18 protein-coding genes and 1 pseudogene are annotated in these 18,268 nt (G+C 48.2%); 5 read left to right on the top strand and 14 right to left on the bottom strand.

Annotated elements, in window-relative coordinates:
• Nucleotides 1-7: 7 nt before the first annotated feature.
• From BacF7301_RS09170 to BacF7301_RS09150, 5 genes are all read right to left on the bottom strand, one after another.
• Nucleotides 8-2,449, bottom strand: coding sequence for an alkyl/aryl-sulfatase (locus tag BacF7301_RS09170; RefSeq protein ID WP_167962129.1), 2,442 nt, complete (start codon nt 2,447-2,449; stop codon nt 8-10).
• 30 nt (nt 2,450-2,479) lie between these two features.
• Nucleotides 2,480-3,376, bottom strand: a complete 897-nt coding sequence (locus BacF7301_RS09165; protein ID WP_167962127.1) for a fimbrillin family protein — start codon at nt 3,374-3,376, stop codon at nt 2,480-2,482.
• Between the two features lie 23 nt (nt 3,377-3,399).
• The gene (locus tag BacF7301_RS09160; protein ID WP_167962125.1) at nt 3,400-4,251 is read right to left on the bottom strand and encodes a FimB/Mfa2 family fimbrial subunit; all 852 of its coding nucleotides are present in this window, start codon (nt 4,249-4,251) and stop codon (nt 3,400-3,402) included.
• Between the two features lie 18 nt (nt 4,252-4,269).
• Nucleotides 4,270-5,319, bottom strand: a complete 1,050-nt coding sequence (locus BacF7301_RS09155) for a DUF3575 domain-containing protein (RefSeq protein WP_167962123.1) — start codon at nt 5,317-5,319, stop codon at nt 4,270-4,272.
• 474 nt (nt 5,320-5,793) lie between these two features.
• Entirely contained in the window at nt 5,794-6,993 is a 1,200-nt protein-coding gene (locus BacF7301_RS09150; RefSeq protein WP_167962121.1) for a helix-turn-helix domain-containing protein, read from the bottom strand.
• A 434-nt stretch (nt 6,994-7,427) separates the two neighbouring features.
• Between BacF7301_RS09150 and BacF7301_RS09145 the strand changes: the two genes are divergently transcribed.
• The 5 genes from BacF7301_RS09145 (at nt 7,428) to BacF7301_RS09125 (ending at nt 11,969) form a co-directional block, all read left to right on the top strand.
• Complete coding sequence (locus tag BacF7301_RS09145; RefSeq protein WP_167962120.1) at nt 7,428-7,721, top strand: hypothetical protein; 294 nt, start codon at nt 7,428-7,430, stop codon at nt 7,719-7,721.
• 32 nt (nt 7,722-7,753) lie between these two features.
• On the top strand, nt 7,754-8,770 hold the full coding sequence (locus tag BacF7301_RS09140) for a fusion protein (RefSeq protein WP_167962118.1): 1,017 nt from the start codon (nt 7,754-7,756) through the stop codon (nt 8,768-8,770).
• A gap of 79 nt (nt 8,771-8,849) precedes the next feature.
• The gene (locus BacF7301_RS09135) at nt 8,850-10,778 is read left to right on the top strand and encodes a ParB/RepB/Spo0J family partition protein (protein ID WP_167962116.1); all 1,929 of its coding nucleotides are present in this window, start codon (nt 8,850-8,852) and stop codon (nt 10,776-10,778) included.
• 127 nt (nt 10,779-10,905) lie between these two features.
• The gene (locus BacF7301_RS09130; protein WP_046149133.1) at nt 10,906-11,145 is read left to right on the top strand and encodes a hypothetical protein; all 240 of its coding nucleotides are present in this window, start codon (nt 10,906-10,908) and stop codon (nt 11,143-11,145) included.
• Between the two features lie 362 nt (nt 11,146-11,507).
• Nucleotides 11,508-11,969, top strand: a complete 462-nt coding sequence (locus BacF7301_RS09125) for a hypothetical protein (RefSeq protein WP_167962114.1) — start codon at nt 11,508-11,510, stop codon at nt 11,967-11,969.
• 21 nt (nt 11,970-11,990) lie between these two features.
• Here the strand turns inward: BacF7301_RS09125 and BacF7301_RS09120 are convergent, their stop codons facing one another.
• The 9 genes and pseudogenes from BacF7301_RS09120 to traJ form a co-directional block, all read right to left on the bottom strand.
• Nucleotides 11,991-12,902, bottom strand: coding sequence for a M48 family metalloprotease (locus tag BacF7301_RS09120; RefSeq protein WP_167962112.1), 912 nt, complete (start codon nt 12,900-12,902; stop codon nt 11,991-11,993).
• A 153-nt stretch (nt 12,903-13,055) separates the two neighbouring features.
• The gene (locus BacF7301_RS09115) at nt 13,056-13,517 is read right to left on the bottom strand and encodes a TraQ conjugal transfer family protein (RefSeq protein ID WP_167962110.1); all 462 of its coding nucleotides are present in this window, start codon (nt 13,515-13,517) and stop codon (nt 13,056-13,058) included.
• Nucleotides 13,518-13,542: 25 nt separating this feature from the next.
• Entirely contained in the window at nt 13,543-14,133 is a 591-nt protein-coding gene (locus tag BacF7301_RS09110; RefSeq protein ID WP_167962108.1) for a conjugal transfer protein TraO, read from the bottom strand.
• Nucleotides 14,134-14,151: 18 nt separating this feature from the next.
• Nucleotides 14,152-15,051, bottom strand: a complete 900-nt coding sequence (gene traN, locus BacF7301_RS09105; RefSeq protein ID WP_167962106.1) for a conjugative transposon protein TraN — start codon at nt 15,049-15,051, stop codon at nt 14,152-14,154.
• A 4-nt stretch (nt 15,052-15,055) separates the two neighbouring features.
• Complete coding sequence (traM, locus tag BacF7301_RS26100) at nt 15,056-15,460, bottom strand: conjugative transposon protein TraM (protein WP_167962104.1); 405 nt, start codon at nt 15,458-15,460, stop codon at nt 15,056-15,058.
• Nucleotides 15,461-15,472: 12 nt separating this feature from the next.
• The gene (locus tag BacF7301_RS09095; protein WP_167962102.1) at nt 15,473-16,315 is read right to left on the bottom strand and encodes a conjugative transposon protein TraM; all 843 of its coding nucleotides are present in this window, start codon (nt 16,313-16,315) and stop codon (nt 15,473-15,475) included.
• Nucleotides 16,299-16,589, bottom strand: coding sequence for a hypothetical protein (locus BacF7301_RS09090; RefSeq protein WP_167962100.1), 291 nt, complete (start codon nt 16,587-16,589; stop codon nt 16,299-16,301). The genes BacF7301_RS09095 and BacF7301_RS09090 overlap by 17 nt, the downstream gene beginning before the upstream one ends.
• Nucleotides 16,579-17,202 (bottom strand): annotated as a pseudogene (traK, locus tag BacF7301_RS09085) (conjugative transposon protein TraK). Before traK ends, BacF7301_RS09090 begins: the two are co-directional and overlap by 11 nt.
• Nucleotides 17,203-17,231: 29 nt before the next feature.
• The gene (traJ, locus tag BacF7301_RS09080; protein WP_167962098.1) at nt 17,232-18,245 is read right to left on the bottom strand and encodes a conjugative transposon protein TraJ; all 1,014 of its coding nucleotides are present in this window, start codon (nt 18,243-18,245) and stop codon (nt 17,232-17,234) included.
• Between the last annotated feature and the right edge of the window lie 23 nt (nt 18,246-18,268).

The raw sequence follows: 18,268 nt of genomic DNA, 5'->3' as shown, positions 1-18,268 counted from the left end.
GCGACACTTATATTCCGCAACCTCCTGTAAGCGTGATGCACACATCGTTATAGTCATTATCCGTCGAGTCTTCCATATAGATACTTTTATGCAGGAGCACACCTTTCGGCCCGACTGTTGTCCATGTGTCTATCTTGACATCTATCCTATGAGCCAATGAAGATGAAATATCTATATAAAGGTCTTTTCCCATAAATAGCGCTTGCCCCTGGGCCAGTGTAATCAAATTGTCGTTACCCGTCTTCTTTTTAATGGCGCAGGCATAACTTTTTCCCGTATCATCATAAATATGAGTGATGGAGTCATAACAAGCACTGGCGGATATGTCCCATTGGATAGTTGTACCGGTTACGAACCCACTCAGCAGATAGGTCCTTTTCCGGGGGGTCGAGTCAAGAGGCTCTACAATGTTCCACATCCCATTGAATGTATCAAAAAATTGGTATAAGGAGGTAAGACTCGCCCCACCGTCTGTCTTTGTACCCGGGCAATCGTCCGGATGCAAGGTAAGCATACGCAACCGGAAATCCTCCGCGAACGCTTCCACGCCGGCAAAGGTGATGACGTTTTTCTCCGCCAACTCTTTATCTTCGGTTTTATCTTTATGATGCAGCACGCCGTTCACCAAATGCAGTTCATGGGTCTGATTCGTATCGTCAAAATGAACATACAGCAACAGGTTAGCCTTTCCGGCTTCCACACCGTTCACCAAGGTGGCGAAATATTCGAATATATACTCAGGAGTCAGTGTTTTCAACGTAGCAGTCGCCTGAGTGATAAACTCTTTATTGGTACGAGGCAGTACTCCCATCGGTTCGCCGCGCAATTCGAACGCTGCGCTCAGAAAGATGTTACGCCACGTGCCACTTTCGAACGAATAAGCCAGTTGTTCCAGTGCATCGGCCTGCAAGTAACGGGCTTGCATATTTTCAGGATCATTGAATACCACCTGCCGCGTCAGCTCCACCGTCCAGCGGTAGTCGGCCTTCTTGAAATATTCCATCGCTTTTCGCAACACGGCATCGGCTCCTCCCATATCGGCTACGAAACGCAGGGCCACCTCTTTGTCGGGATACTTGAAATAATTGGCCGGGTTGCCGTCCCACCAGCCGATATAGCGCTGTACAACTGCCTTCACATCGTGGTTCACCGTTCCGTAGTAGCCTCGGTTGTAGAACTCGCAGTTCAGGCTGTCAGGCAGGGTGAACGTTTCAGCTATTTCTTCCATATTCATACCCTTATTGAGCAGGCGGATTACCTGATCGTTGAAGTAGAGGTAGAGGTCGCGCTGCTTTTCCATCAGGGCGATACATTCGGCGTTTCCCCAGGTGGGCCAGTGATGGTTGCCAATGAGGCACTCCATATTTCCGAATAGGCGGATCGCATCGTCAATGGCTTTGCCAAACGCTTTAGGGTCGCGTACCTTTGCTCCGCGCGACGTCAGCAGGTTATGCAGAGTATGGGTTACATTCTCACCCGGACAAAGCGCCCGGTATTTTTTTATATATACATGAAACTCTGCCGGAGCTTCCGTACCCGGCACATCCTGAAACTGCATTTCCAATCCGTCAATATAGAGTGTCACAAGCTCTTTGTCCCCCGGTTTCACCTCAAACGAAGGTGACAACAATGCCCCTGTACCGGTGCTGATGGTTTTTCCCAACCCGGAGCCGACATGCCCTTTTTCGTCTTTAGGCAGGGCGCTTCCGTACATGTAGACGGCACGGCGACTCATGCAATTGCCCAGATACAGATTTTCGGAAATCGCCTCGTTGTAGAAACCGTTGGGAGCCACTACCAGTACCTTTCCTGCGGGAATGCCCCTTTTAGTTTCAAAATCGGCTTGTGCCACTCCGCGCAGGATGCCGGTTGCGTCAATGATACCTTCCACGCCTTTGTAGTGGTCCACATGGCTATGGGTGATGATAATGGCAGATATCAGGGCGTTGGCATCCACTTGTTCGCAAAAGCATTTCCATCCTGCGGCGGCCGTCTCATTGCTGGTCAATGGGTCGATCACGACCCATCCGGTATCTCCTTTGACAATGGTCATCGTAGCCAGGTCGTAACTGCGTATCTGATAGATATTGCCGGTCCTGCCACCCTTTTCCGCTTTGGGGTGTACCTGGAATAATCCGTTTTTGTTGTTCAGCCTTTCCATACGCCATAGCACGGGATTGACTGTTGGGGGCGCTTCGCTATCATCCATAAAGGCATTGTAATCATTCATGCCCCACACTGTCGTGTTGCCCGAAGTTATAGGATGCGACAATGCCGTTCCTCCCACATAACCGCAAGTGGCGTTTTTCTCGTCCGTCGTATCGTCCAAATGTAGGATACCTGGCGGAGGATAATAGAAGCATTTATCTATTTTATCCTTGCGGATGGCAGAAAAGGAATCTATGTTTCCCGCTGCTGTATGGTTTGTTTTATTTTCGGAGATTGCCATAATATTATTATTTTTATAGGGGAAGAATTATCATTGTTGTATAATATCTCCATTCACAGTTCCCTGTATGCCCCACGCTTGTATGCTGGTGGTCACTTCAATGCCTGCGCGTGCCAGGCGGATGTTGAAGACGGTTTTCTTCCCGGTTTCAAAAGTGCGGTCAGTTTCTATGTCCCAGGTAAAAATGGAGTTGTTCTTCATTGTGAAGGTCAGCGTCCGTCCCGTCAGTCCCTCTTGCGGCAGGATGATGGCGGATGCCTTCCGCCCGTTGGCGGCAGTGTTCAGGGTGATGGTGCCGGTTTCGCTGCCAGAAGTCAGTTTGTCAGTCAGCAGTTCAAAGTCTGCTTTCAGCGGCTGGTTGCTCAAGGTGATGGCCAGCCCCGCAAGGTCGGCATTGGTGAATCCGTCACCTGCTTCCACATTCACTTCCACACGGCTCAGACGATGCCCGAAGATGAAAACGACGGCGGTGTGGTCTTTGTCCAATGGTTCGTCGGCAGTGCTCGCTATGCGGGCGGTCATCAGGTCGATGGAGGCCGGAGAGCTCTGGGTAGTAATATCAGCTTTATAGATATCGTCGGTCAAACCGGCAGTGTATGGATAGTAGGCCACGAAGTCCACTTTCCGGGTTCCGTCCACAGGAAAGTAGATAGTCTGGTCGGCGGCGGCCGGAGAGAATTTGCCGTCGGCTGCCGGAGTGAGATACTTCCGGTTGGCAGCGGCTTCAGAAATATTTGTCGTTCCGGCATCAAGCATATAAATGCCGATGGCATCGTCAGGGTCCCAAGTACTGAGGGATGCACGGGTCAGGCTGATATCAGCACTAAAGGTAGCCGGGATAAGGTCGTTGTCCGTTCCGGTTTCGTCATTGCTGCACGAGGCGAACAGTAGTGATGCCAGTGCGAAGGGAAATAAAATCTTTTTCATAAGCTGTTGTTTTGTTTAGTATTTCAGTTAATGGTAATGTCTTTCTCTTCCTGCACCTGCCAGTCGGTGATGGTAGATGTGCCCGGTTGGATGGCAGTCGGGGTTTTCAGCGTACCGCTCACTTCGAGTGCCGTATGGCTGTCGTTGAAGTGGGCGAGCTGTTCCGTGAGGTCGCTTTCGATGGTTTGGGTGAGTCCGTCGGTGAAGGTCAGCAGCAATGTCAGCCGTTGCGTGCCGGTCATGCCCAACAGGTTCAGCGATGCGGTGATTTCGGCTCCGCTCCGTGTGAAAGCGGGAATGACGGAGCCTGCTCCCGACAGTTCACCGGTAGCAAGCCGGATGCTGCCCGCCACACCGGAGAGTGTACCCGACAAGGAAGCGATGCGTTCCGGGGCGCCATCGGTCACGGTCAGGCGGAACAGGAGGCGGCGTGTCTGCTGCACCACGGGAATTACACAGCCCAAAGTGTCATCGGCTACGGCGGTAAATTCAGCCGCACCCGTGAAGAGTGCTCCCGGTGTGGGCAGCAAGGTGTTGCCGTCGGTGGCTTTGTTTACTGTGGCATCATCGGTGGTGATGCTGAAGCCGTCCGGACTGTTGTACATCAATGCACTGTATGCACCGGGCAGGAGCAGCGGCAAGGTGCCGGGTGTGGAGGCGTCGACTTCAACCGTAACGTTTTCCGTTCCACGCAGATTGATTGAGAAACTTCCGGGTTTCACCACGCCTTCTTCCGTTGCCGTCCAGTCAATGGACAAGGCTACTGCTCCCTTGTCGGGATGCGGAGTATTATGCAGGTCGTCCTTCACACAGGAAGCGAGCCAAAGCAGGCTTATTGCGCCATACATTATTAAATACACTTTATTGTTCTTCATTCTGTGTCCCTCCTTGCGTTAAAAAATTGTCCATATTAAGCTGATTCCGGCGTGGTTCACGCCCCAGTAGTTCTTATCCGCCTTACCGTGTTTCACATTCACACCGTCGATAACCGTGTATTTGTCATACTCCGCATGAGTGCAGCCGATACCCAACGAAAAATCAAGGTTCAACGCACGGTTCAGTTTCAGAAGATAACCACCCGTTATGCCTCCGCCCATCAGGTTGCCCTGTTTGCCGGTATCGGAAAGTTTGTAATTGAATTCTCCCACGTGATACATCACGCCGAGGTAACCCCGCTTCTGTGTGCCCAAGTAGTATCGTACTTCCGGTGATATTTCCCAAAGGGCATAGCGGCGGTTTTTGTCATCCCAACTCCATGAAGTCCATGTGCCGTTTACCTGTATGCTCCAATTCCGGTTGATGCGCCATTCGATACCGAGGTCGGGGGTAAGCGTTGCCCAGCGTAGCAGGTTGGTACGCAGGGAGAATGTGCCATAATCAGTTTTGGTTGTCCGTGAAGAAGCTGTTTCTGTTTGTTTGACCTCATTGGAAGGAGTAGCGGTGTGGCTTGCCGTTTCCTCCTGGGGTGCGGCTACCATTTCGGGTTGCTTTTGAGTGTCGGTTAAAGTTGATTTATCCATCTGTACCGGTGCATCCTGCCGTTTCTCCGCTTCCAACTGATTTAATAAAGGTAAAGTGACAAATACCACATTTTTCAGGCCGTTCCATTCGCCTACGTTATTAGTCGTTGTGAAATGTTCTTCCTGTAATCCTTTACGGGTAATCAGTTCGGACTTTACCCGGTTGCAGCGTATCATTGACAGTTTTCTGGTATCGCTGTAGCCGTCCACTTTGACACTTCCCTTATCCAGTGCAGCCGGTTTTATCATTCGGCATAACGAATCGAGTGCTGTTCCGTTTCCGTTCCACGGCACATAGAACATATCATTTCCCTCCACAAAACGGAATACTATTTGTGGGGCTTTGTCCGTCGCCTGCGCAAACATCGGCGTGGCAACCATGACCAGTAGTGTGCATAAAAGCACAGTTTTCCATGCATTCATATTAGTATGGTATAATAGTGATTTTATATAGGATGCCTTACGGCTGTTTTTCGTACAGAAAGTGGAAGAGATGGGTTACTAAAGAACCTTTCGTATTGCACGAAAATATGACATATAATCAATTGTTGCAAATAAAATCAATTGTCTTTCGTTCAAACTAACGAAAGACAATTTTTTATGTGCTGAAAAGCAGGAAAACTAACGAAAGACAATTTTCAATTAACGAAAGACAATTTTGTCCAAGCATGAAAAACAGTGTAGCAGTTGAGGAGATTCAGAAAAACAGGCACATTATTAATTGATAATCTGATGCGCTGAATGTAGGAAAGATGATTTGGAAAAGCAAAATGTCAGGAGAGTGTAGCATCAAAATACAGAGTACATGGACGTTTACATATAGCCATGACAGTATATCGGGTGTCTTTGTAGAAATCGAGCAGGATAAAACAAAGTAAATCGCTGATAATTAATATTTTACCCCCACCGTGAATTTTTGTTAAAATTCACGGACGCTTTAAGTTCTGCATTAGTGTCCTTTAAGTAGATTTGTTTGCAGTAATTTTTGGGAGTCATTCCCATCATTTTTTTGAAATCCCTGTTGAAATTACCGCTATTGTTGTACCCTACCAATTCACATACTTCTTCTATCGTATATCCGGGGTTTTCGGCAAACAACCGGGATGCCTCGCGTAAACGTAGCTCCTTGCGCCACGGACGGAAATCCATCCCATAACTATCTTTCATATATTGCCTGAAGAATGATTGGGACATCCCGAAAGAATCGACCACAATACTGGAAGGGATATCCTTCTCACAGTATTCTTTTTCATCTATGTATTTCTGCAATCTTTCTTTTAATAGCTGTTCCTTTGTAAGAAAAATGGTTTCCGGTTCCTCCTTGTCCTCTTTTACAGACTTGTCTGTTTCACCAAAGTCTGTTTCCGTCGGGTTTGTATAAACCTTTACTTCGAGTGGAGCATCCGCAATGACCGGAATCGCAAATTTCATCCTGCGATAGTAGTTGACAAACCACATCACCATGAAACTATAATAAAGCACATACAGTGGAACAAAGAATTTATAAAGGATGGGAAAAAACAAAACGGATATGGCCATGACCCCAATAGCCAATGCACTATAAAACCCGGTCTTTACCCATGTCAGACGACTTTCCTCGTCCTCGTCATAGTAATCCTCCACCTCTTGTACCGTCTTGTAGTAAGCCAGCGTGAATTTTCGAGTATAGATAATCAACTGAATAATATAAGCAGCGATGCCCGTATAAAAAAACCACAAATAATAATCTGTAAAACAAAACAAGGAGATAAACAGGGCAATACCTGCCACCGTAATAGCTCCGGCCTGTCGGAACACTGTACTCCATCTGACTTCACCCGGACGTATGAAAACCAACATGGACATGGTAAAAAGAAGAGCCTGAAACGATGCTACAAAAAGCGTACTGGCAGGTTCAATACAACGGTCATAGCCCGTAAAGCAGCATACCAGGCTGAGAAGGGCCAGTACAAAATAAGAAGGCACAAGGATATTACGAGCTTTGCGTAACTTCTCCAATCCGTCTTTCGGCAATATCGTAGTAGCCAGCATGAATCCCAGTACTGTAATCACGAAAGCCGAAGCACCCATCATAAACTCGTATATCTTCACATCCATATTTTCAAGTCGTTATAATTACAAAAGTAGTTTTTTTTACGATTTGAGCCAAACGTTTTGTTTTCAAAGAATTTAGAAAATATAAAACTAAGAATATTAAATATTCTGAATGTATAATCCAGTCGGCACAGCCAGCCCCGAATCTTGCCGTATTTCAGTTCTCTTTTTCCCCATATAGCCATTTCCTCATTTTATCACCCTGTCAATGACTTCACCTTGCCGTAGTTCAGGGTGCGAAGCTACGTCCGGGGCCCCTAAAAATCTGTAAGCCCGCTTCGCGCCCTACGGGTTTTGGCGAAAATTTTTCAATCCGTCCAGCAGGGCGGTTGAAAATTTTTCACCAAAAGCCTTGCATATTTTCTCCCCGTCCGTATCTGCCCCCTGAAACGAGCAAGGTGAAGCCACCGACAAGGCATAAAAAAAAAGTCAATGTTATGAAAAAGAGAACTGAAATACAGCAAGATTTGAAACGAGGCTTCGGCTCCGCTCCAACCGGCATTAAAAAATGGGTGAAGTGGTCGGCTGTCGGCTTCGTGGTGTACGTGGCGGTGCGTTTCGTGTGTGCTTTTGTCGGTGGTGTGGTGGCAGGTTTGGGCAGTTTGCTGCCTTCATTGAGTGTTTTGGCGGTAGTGGTTTTCCTCATCCGTGCTGTTTGGCGCATCCTTTCCGCTTTCCTCTCCCTTTGTGTGCTTGCTCTTTTGCTCATTCTTTTTTGCGTGATACTCTGACTGATTATTAATCCCTTTAAAATTCAATCATTATGACTAAAGTACATTTATTAGGAGCTAACAGAAGCTACGACAGAGACATTCAGACTGTTTCAGTCAATCAGATTGTTGTGTTGGAAGGCTACGCAGGTGGCAGTTATGTAGTCTATGACGTCACCCATAACCAACGTGGATTTACCTATCATCTTGTACATACAAGAACCTACGACTTCAACACATCCGACCTTATCCGACCGTTATCTGAAAAGTTCGGAATAGGTATCTATTACGACAGTGAGAACCCGACGTTTTCAGATCCGTTGGAAACGGCTACTTTACTTTCCAAGGCAAAAGAGAAGAAAGCCGAAGAAGAACGGAAAGCAAAAGAAGCACGGGAGGAACACGAACGTATCTCTAAAATCGGTGCAGTACGGTTGCGCCCCCTTATTCCATCGGATGCAAAAGCCGTTATTATCGGAGAATTACGGGTAAGTGAATGCGACAGTTATACCGATTACTATGATTATCGGACAGAACGAATCGTCATTTTAGGTTTCTCCAAACATACACGCAACCTCTTTGCAGAGATGCGCAAATGTGCCGCCAATTTTGAGGGAACGTCCTATTTAGCGGAATATAACGCAGACTTCGAACACCGTGAGAATTACAGCATGGGGGACGGTATGTATTTGGGCAGGAACAAGTACAGTGGTTGGACGATTAATAAAGAGCCGATTTACAGCCTTGAAAAGTTCCTTGAACGGTTTGCATACACCGCAGGGGATGAAGCAAATATTTGTTTGAAAACACCGCAAAACCAAACAGACACGGCAGAACAGCCGACAGCATCCGCAGACCTTTCTGCACTTAATCTTGAAATTGTGGAATACAGCGAAAAGGCGATAGCCGTATTCGGTGACACCAAGCCGATAAAGCAGATTTTAAAGGACTTAAACGGTCTGTTCCGTGCCAACCTCACCTATAACGGTGAAAGGCGTGCAGGGTGGATATACAGCAAGAAGCAGGAAACGAAAGTAAGGGAAGCTCTTGCGATATGTACCCACGTATAACGATACCCAATGCAGGGCGGAGCAAAATCCGCCCTACTTATCAGACAATCAAATTATCAACATTTAAAAACTTATCATTATGAAGACGAACAAAAAAGTACAGAAGAACAACGTACAGAAATCAGAGAAAGAGACAGCAGTAAAAGTAACCGCTTTGGCTATCATTCCAAAGCCGATGATATTACTTTCACCGCAGAACGTGCCCACAGTTACCGAAGTGACGGAAACATCCGAAACGGCAACCGTTCCGACCATAACGGAAGAAGCACCGCAGCAAGCCACGTTCAAAACACCGCTTGCAACGGCTACAGCCGAAACCGACCTTGATATTACCACCGTGCATCCGAGCGCAGACAACCACCGCAAGACGTTCAATGACGCATCTTTGCAGGAACTTGCGGAAAGTATTCGGGAGGTGGGCGTTTTACAGGCTATCGCAGTACGTCCACGTACGGCAGGAGGTTACGAAATCATATATGGCGAACGCCGTTACCGTGCCTCACTGCTTGCAGGAGCAAAGACGATAAAGGCAACTATCTATAATAATATAACAGATGATGAAGCGGAAGATATGTCACTGAGTGAAAATTTACAGCGTGAGGAAGTACGCCCCACCGAAGAAGCAAAAGCCTTCAAACGCTTGCTTGAAAAGGGCAGGTATGATATGTATTCACTTGTCAGCCGTTTCGGACGAAGCGAGAAATATATCTATACCCGTCTGAAACTGAACGAACTGTATCAGCCTATCGGTGAACTGTTGGACAATGAAACAATCACTATCAGCGTAGCCGAAGAGATAAGCACCTATGAACCTAATATCCAAAAGGACGTTTACGAGAAACACTTCAAAGAGGACAGCAGGGACAATTGGGCAGGCTATACACTGAAATTGTTCAGGAAGTATTTTGAAGAATACTATACCACCGACCTTGAGCAATACAAGTTCGACAAGACGGAATGTAAGTCATGTGTACACAACGCAGCCAATTACAACCTTTTTGCCGAGCATAACGGGTGCGGACATTGTACCAACCGCAAGTGTTTGGATACCAAAAATGCCGCATTTGTAGCAAAGGAAACGGAGAAACTGTTGAAATCCGACCCGAAGTTAGTGATAGCCCGACCCTATTACGGTGGCATGAACGAAACGGCACTTCAGAAACTCGACAAGAAAGGGCACGAGATAAAAGAATTGAATTATACCGTTTCGGCACAAAGTTTTCCGAAAGCACCCGAAGCACCGAATCAGGAACAGTTTGCCCAGCCGAAGGAGTACGAACAAGCTGTACAGACCTTTGAACAGAAAAACGAGGAATACGCCCGAAAGGTGGAAGAATTAAATCGAAAGAAGGAGGAAGGCAGGATAAAGACCTATGTAAAGGTAGGACAGACAGAACCCGAACTTTGCTATGTAGAGATAAACAAGAAGGAAACCTCCCCCGTCACTATAGAGACATTGCAGGAAAGGGACAAACGCTTCAAACAGCTTTCCATTGAGAAGATTGTAGCCGATACAAAGAAAGTAGTCCGTGAAAACGACTATCCCGAAAGCCCTTTTACACAGTACGAGGACGGGATGATGTATTTTATCATGCTGACCAAACTGCAAAGAAAGCATTATCCGCTTTGCGGTATCAAAGACCAGCCTATCCGATTGGATGAAAAACAGCGGATGAAAATTGTAGCCAAGCTGACGGACGCACAGAAAGCAGTCATCAAACGGGACTTCATCAGCCATTTTCTTTGCGAGGACGCTTACGGGGACAACAGCGCATCCAAACTGTTACGGGATTTCGCAAACATGCATTTCTCCGACCAGTACGGACTCGCCAAAGCCACCCACGAGGAAGAATATCAGAAACGCCATGAACGTTTGGACGAGAGGATAAAGGAGATGAAGAAAGCGGAAAAGGCAGCAGCCAAAGAAGCGGAACAGCAACCTGCAACGGAAGCGGGAAAGACAGAAAAGAAAGTAACCGCTAAACCTAAAAGCGGAGAAGCCGCCTAAAAACAGTGAGTATGTGCCGGAGACTATCATCCGGCACATATTTTCCCCGCCCCCAAGAGAGCAGAGAGCAGGGCCGGGCGACCCCACCCACACCGCCACCGTAATTATCATTCAAAAACGTCAATCAATGAAATATATCAGAATTTCCCCGAATGTGGAGTATTCCACCGATATGGATTTTTTCCTTGAACATCAAATCCTCTGTATGGTAAGCAAAGAAGGCACGAAATTTTGCAGCCTGATAGAGAACCGTTTGTTCATGCGTTCCGACAACCGTCATATCAGTGAACGGATGAAACTGAACATCATGTGTGAAATCCATAAGGACATCTGCCGTCTTTGTTATGGCGGTGAACCCGTGGACTGACCTGCCACACCCCACACCTGCAAATCCCATCCGAAAAAAGTCGGGCAATCCCTATGCGGTTGCCCGGCTTTTTTCTATTTTTGCGCAGTTGAATTAAAAAAAGATAGTTATAAGACTAAAAAAGTTGAATGATTACATAATATAATAGCTTTTAGCTGTTTATTCTACTCTCGAAACGACCAATTTTAATGCAGGAGAATAAACGGGCGAAGTCCTTGTCATACGCTTATGGCACGGTCTTAACTCGTTTCCTGCATGGGTGCTTGGTCGTACCTGAGAGTAAAACTTGTTAAGTACCGTGCTTTTTTTCGGTACATAGCAGAAAGTTACAGACAAGGTATCCACCAAAAAATCATAGCAAGATGTACAACAAGAGCGTTGCCATTACCGGCAGTACCATTGAAAAGACAACAAAGTATGACCAATTCCGGGAAGATAAAATCCGTATGGAACTCTACCGGATCATCCTTTCATTTTATGGCAAAGGTTGCCACACATTCACCTGCCACATGCACACCTATCTCGGACTATTGGCCGCAGATACAATAATCATGCTTCGTGAATCGGACAAATGCCCGGAGATAATTCTTTCGGCAGTCATACCGGGAACAGCTTTTCCGGCAGATACCGATAAAGTGTATCATGCCTTGTATGACGACCTGATGAAGCAGGCGGACAAAAAAGAAACGCTTCCGGAAAAAGAGATTTTCTGCAATGCACTTGCCGGCAGTCATATCATCTGTTATTATGACGACTTTTCCGAAGAAATCGGGCAGGTGCGTGCATCCGGTATTCCCTATACCAATATCCGTAAAATGATATAGGCACACATACCTTATTGCATGTTACAGCAGTTTTTCCAACCGTTCAATCCGTTTTTCGGTTGACGGATGCGTGCTCATGATATATTCGGTGAACGATGGCCGACCGCCGACCGTTTCGGCCACCGCCAGCCGACGCAGGAACGATAGCAGGCCTTCCCCGCAGCCATAACGCACGGCATACGTGTCACAGCGGTATTCGGCATATTTGTTGATATTCACGTCGGCTATCCGGCTGATGCCGTAAATCGTGTGATGCAGCAGTTTATAAAGACCCCACCACAGCTTTGCTATCCCCACCACAGCGAACCGGACAGCCGGAGCCACTGCAATCACGAGGTTGCCGATTACTCCGAATACCAGTGCAGGAATCAGGAACAACCCGTACAGGCAGCGGTAGCCAAGCGACTGCATCGAAAACAGAAGCACCTGATACACGAAGTCATAATGCGAGATATGCCCCACCTCATGGCTGATAACCCCTTTGAGTTCCTCATCCGTAGCCGCCCGGAGTATGCCGTCCGTCAGACCGATTGTATTGAAACCGAAAGTCACGGCATTCGTTCGTGCGTCCTTATTGCGGTATATATTCAGCTTCCGTTCCATCCCCATTTCTGCGAGCAGGAGTTCCACCCGTGCCCGCTCTTCACCGCCCAGCGGTTTGTACCCTTCCTTTATCCGCATGATCCATACGTTCAGCGGTGAAAGGCTGTACAGGATATAAAGCAGTACAAGATAGAAAGGCATCGAATAGACCAGATGATGAGCGAAGGAGTATTCCGCAAACAGTCCCGACAGGAATGAAGGGGCCACCCATTCCACAATAAGCAGCAGCAGGACATAAAAAGCCGATATAAGGATGATGTTTACCACTGTCACATAAGAGAGCAGAAGCAGCTTGAATAAAATACGGAATATACGGAGTGTCGTTTTCATGTGCTTATAAATTTAAAACGGTTGGTAAATATAAAAAGTTAATTTGAATCAAAAGGCAGGTAAATCGTTCAAATTGCCGCCATCCGGTCAAATTTATGAAATGAAAAAACGGCGGGATGCCCCGCCGTCCATTCTGATAGGTAATGATAACGGCTATTCTTCCGTCGTACCGCTTTCCGTGTCAAACGAAACCGTAAGTTCCCTTTCCTTTCCGAAATTATCACGGACAAAGAATTTCAGTTCCGAACGTTTGGCACTTGTCGAACGGTAAAAGAGAGTGAACACCTGTTTCACCGGATTTTCCGTATCCAGTCCCGGCACCTCTGCCAGCGGCCTCACTTCCCGGTTCACAAGTTTCACGCCTTCGCTGTCGGACACTTCGCCACGGCCTTCCATTTGAATATAACCTATTTCATACTCCGCTTTTTCATAGTTCCCTTCACGGTCAAGATAAAAGCGTATCTCCACCGTTTCACCCGTTGCGACCTGTTTTTGCAGATACCATGAAGACAGGCTGAAATCATAATCCTGCCGGATGTCTATTTCATCGTTACAAGAACTGAAGGCCAGCACCGCAAAGAGTGCGCCTATACATATATATAATACGTTTTTCATTTTCTGTTTCTCCTTTCTTTTTCCGTTAGTTGATAATAAGACGAACGCCCAGACCTATCTGTGTATGGAAATTGCCCGCATCCGTTCCGAACAGCGCCCTTTCCTTGACTTGCAGCAGGAAGATGATCCGGTCTGTCAGATAGACATCGAAAGCCGCCGTCAGTCCTCCGCCACAAATAAAACTGTCCCCGTTTGTCACTGCCGCCCCGTCAGGAAGCAGGGAGGCTCCCCAGTTGACTGTCTCGAAGCCGCCCAGAGCGGAAAGTCCGATACGGAAACAGACGTTCCGGCCCTTGTCCGACAATACGGGAATAAAGTAACCGAGTTCCCCCGTGAACTGCGCTTTGGGTATCGCCTTATTTTCGTAGGTGTACTCCTTTATCTGATAGTCCAGACCATACAGCCAGTAGGTACGGTTGCGGTTGGTACGGGTAAAGGCCAGCGATGTGAAGTAGTGGCGTTCGCCGCCACTCTTCCATGAAAGGAAATGATTCACCCCGCCCGATGTGAACTGTATGCCTGTCTGCCCCGGCAGGTCACGCTGTGCGTATGCTTCGCCCGCAAAGAGCGACAACACGGCAACTGTCAGTATGAATAGTATTCTTTGCATATACATTATATTATATATAGGTTATTATTTCAGATGCAGTTCACTGATTGGTTTTGCCGCCACAAGGTCTGTGTTCTCTATGCGGAACGACTGGTGACGGGCACCGCCCTTTTCGTAAACCTCCACCACGAGCAGCTTGTCATCCGGCAGGGTGAGCTTGGGCAGCACGAATATATTGCGCACCGTGGCTTTCCCGTCCACCGTTATCAGGCGGTTGTATGCCCTTACAGGTTCTATGAAGTTCTCCTGCATGGCCGTGCGCTTGGCTACTTTCTTGTCCACCACTTTGAAACGGATATAGTCAATGTCGAACGATATGTCCGAACTGTTGCGCAGGGAGATATGCAGGTACAGCAGGTCATTGTTGATATAAAGCCCTTTGAGCAGTGTCTGTATGCCGTACTTCTTGCAACCGATATGCCTGATGTCCCTTTTGTTCTTCTTATACAGCGTGTACATGATACGGTTCACCACCAGCGGTGTTTCCCCGCCGAGTTCTTTCAGCTTCACGAACATGCGGTCGCCCGCAATCCCGCCTTCGGGATTCTCCCGTAGCCAGTCTTCCATCTCAATGGAGAGTTGTGCCGGTTCGTCCTTATAAACCACATTAAAAGAATAGAAACAACCGTCGGCAGTGATGACGGAGAAGTTCGTTTCCCCTTCAAATCCTTTCACCGCCGCCTTGATGCGTACCACATTTTCCGCTCCCGTGGCCTTGTCCGCTATGATGTCGAACGAGCCCAAATCCACATATTTCACTTCGGAAGGGAAAAGGATATGTACGGTTTTCTGAAAAGTCACCTCAATCTTATGCGGTGAGATAATCTGGTTGGTGGGGAAAATCTTTGTTTCCACCGGTTCCTGCGCCTTTACCGACAATACGGTTAAAAGCATGACTAATGATAAAATAATTCTTGTCTTCATCTGATTACTGCTTTTTGGATATTAATAAAAGTTGATAATTTGCCCTTACAGCCACCTTCACCTCACGCATCTTTGTGGCTAGATATTGTGATCCGCCGCTAAGTACGCCCCTTGTCACGTCCATGACGAGTTGTTGCGAGGCACTGCGTGCGAACGAGATGCTTGTTCCGAAATTGCCCCCGATATTGGCGGCGGCTTCTTTCATGGCGGTACGTTCTGCGGTATTCGGAACGAAAAGTCCGGCCTGTCCGTCCATATCGTAAGCCGTTAGTTCCACCGGCAGGATATTCCCGCCACTCTCTATGGAGCTTACTGTGACTGCCATCCGCTGCCCTTCGATACGCACCGTACCATATAGCGGAGTATTGGCAGGTACAAGCACACCGCCCACTTGCAGCGGTTCCAGCAACCGGAACTTCAGTCATGCTCCGGTGGTCACTGTCTGGTCTTCAGCCACGCAGGCACGTATCGTATTGGCTCCGGCAAGCTGTCCGCCACCCACGGCAGTGGCAAAACCGTAATTGCGGGGTATCGTGTCGGATACCGGAGGTGCGGCCAGTGACGAAACCACATTCTCCGTGGCACGTCCGGCAGCTATGGCGGCAGGATTGCCGGATGAACCGCCCGCAGGTTGTATGTTCTTCACCTGTCCGCCCGTCTGTCCGGGAAAATAGCGTGCCGCCATCTCATACGACTTCTCCATCAGTTCCAGCGGGTCTTGTCCTTTCCGTTCACGTTCCAGCTTTTCGTTAAGCTCCTTTACCTGCCGCTCCAGTTCGTCCACCCTCGGACTCTCCTTCGGTTCCTGATAGAACGAGGTGATCTGCCTTGAAATCTGCCGTTGTTTCTCTCTGGACTCCCGGACAGCATCCGCTTTGGGTGCATCTTCTTCCGGTTTCATTCCGCCCGTAGTATCCGGCATCAGGTAGTCCCCGGCCACATCCTGCAAGGTTCTTACCTTCTCCTGCCTGCGTTTTTTCATTGCTTCCAGTTCGTAAGCCTTCTGTTTGTCGGCCATCGTTTCGGGTGCGATAGCGTCGGGTATCGTTGTATTGATGCCCGACGTTCCTTCCGCCGTTTCAGGTGCGCCCGGCTTGAAAATAAACCAGATGAACCCGGCGCAAAGCAGGGAAAGGAATGCCACCACACCATAGAATTTCAGCTTGTCGGCGGCCTTGCCGCTTAACCTCTTCTCCTTTTCGGATACGGGTGTCGCCTTCTGCGTTTCCTTATCCTTTTCTTCTTTCTTATCGGATTGTGTCATTGGATACATTGTTTTTTAATGGTTGGATACTGTCCGTTTGGGGGAGCACAACCCTTTGGAGATGCTGCACCTCAATCGGAAATTTGTCTGTCCCGCAGAAACCGCCCACGATGTAGGCAAGGTCGATGGCGGCGAAGAGTCCGAGCAGGTAAAGGATGATAATCCTTTGCTGCCGATAGCTCAGCCGTTGCCAGCGTCTGCGGAGTTTTGCTAGTTGGCGGTCTTTCCCCGTTCTGAACGAGTGGAAGACCTTCTTTATCCCGTTATCTTTCATACTGTCCGATGTCCCTGTTTTCGATGATTGTGAAACTCTCTATCAGGAATCCCTGCGGATTGTTGTCGCTCCGGGTTACATTCCTCAGACGGCAGGTAGTGACAAGCGACCTTTCGGTAACGCTGCTCGAACGGATGATGTGCTGACGGCTATAGGTCTTCATCTCGTATGGATAACTGTTGAAGTTTCCCTGTATGCTGTCCACAGTCAGGGTCTGCGAGATGTTTCCCGCTATCATCCGGTTGAAGTAGCCTTTCTCCTGCAAGTTCCGGTAGTAACCGATGGCACTTTCATCCGAGAGGTAAAGGGCACGCTGGATGTTGCTTTCAATGGCACCCTTGTCGGGTGACAAGGAGAAGAACAGTTCATGGAAACGCCTGATATGTTCCCTCGCTTCCACGGGACGGTTCTGCTGCACGTCCTGCGAAAGTGCCAGCATCAGCGACTTTCCGCTGTCAAGTACATAGATTTTCTGCCGCTGCGCTTCCGCAAACTCGTATGCCTTTCAGGTGGCAAAGACCGTTACCAGCGCGCATACTCCCAGGAATACCATTCCGAACAGCCGTAGCTGCCGGAATGATGTCTCGATGTTTTTTAAAGATTTGAACTCCATGTCTTTTTTCTTTTTTTTAATAATACGTTTTAGAACATTTTCTTGATGCGTCCGGCTACCGATCCGCCGACTGCTCCACCGACTGCCGCCGCACCGTTTCCGGCTATTTTCCCGGCACCGTTGGCCTTCTGCCCGTAAGCTCCCGCACCGCCTGCCTGGATAATCCACGAGGACACCGTGGGAACGCAGAAATAACCGATGATACCGATAATCATGAATATACAATACACACTGTTGGATGCGTCCGGTATGAACGTCGGGTCCTGCATCTGTTTGATATCCTGCTGCAACATCAGAACCTGTATGCGTGAGAGGATAGCGCCGAACAGGTCGCCCACGGGCAGCCATAAGTAAATACAGATATAGCGTGACAACCATGTGGTGAGTGTACTCTGGAACCCGTCATAGACGGCCAGTGCAAAAGAGATAGGCCCCAGTATGGACAGGACAATCAGGAAGAAAGTCCTCAGCGTGTCTATCAGCAGCGAGGCTGCCTGAAAGAAGAGTTCCAGCAGTTCCCGGAACCATTGCCTCACCTTTTCCCCCATGTCATACACCGCCTTCTGCCCGTACATGTTTATCATCGTGTCCATGTCTCCCAGCGACCAGCCAAGCTCGTCTATCTTCTTGTCAAATTCCTCATCACTCACAAGGAAAGCCTTTGCCGGGTCACGGAGCATCGCTTCCCGTTCCAGTTCGTCCTTCTCTTCCTGATACTTCTTCATGTCGAAAGTCTGCTGTTCCACCAGTGAGGAAGTGGCACTGCATACGGGGGAAAGAATCCCGTTGATTGTCCCCAGCACCATAGTAGGAAAGAACATGATGCAAAGGCCCAGCACAAATGGTCTGAAGAGTGGGAACACGTCTATCTCTTCCGCCCTTGAAAGGGACTGCCACACCCGGTAGGCCACGTAGAACAGGGCACCGATACCGGCCACTCCCTTCGCCACACTGGCCATATCCTCGCACAGCGGCATCATTTCATCGTAAAGCGAACGCAACAACTCATGCAGGTTCGTCCAGTCTATTGATAGTAATACCATAGTCTATCTGTTTTTTAAGGATG

This window comes from Bacteroides faecium, from assembly GCF_012113595.1.
Lineage (GTDB): Bacteria > Bacteroidota > Bacteroidia > Bacteroidales > Bacteroidaceae > Bacteroides > Bacteroides faecium.
This window is presented reverse-complemented; position numbering and strand designations above follow the sequence as displayed.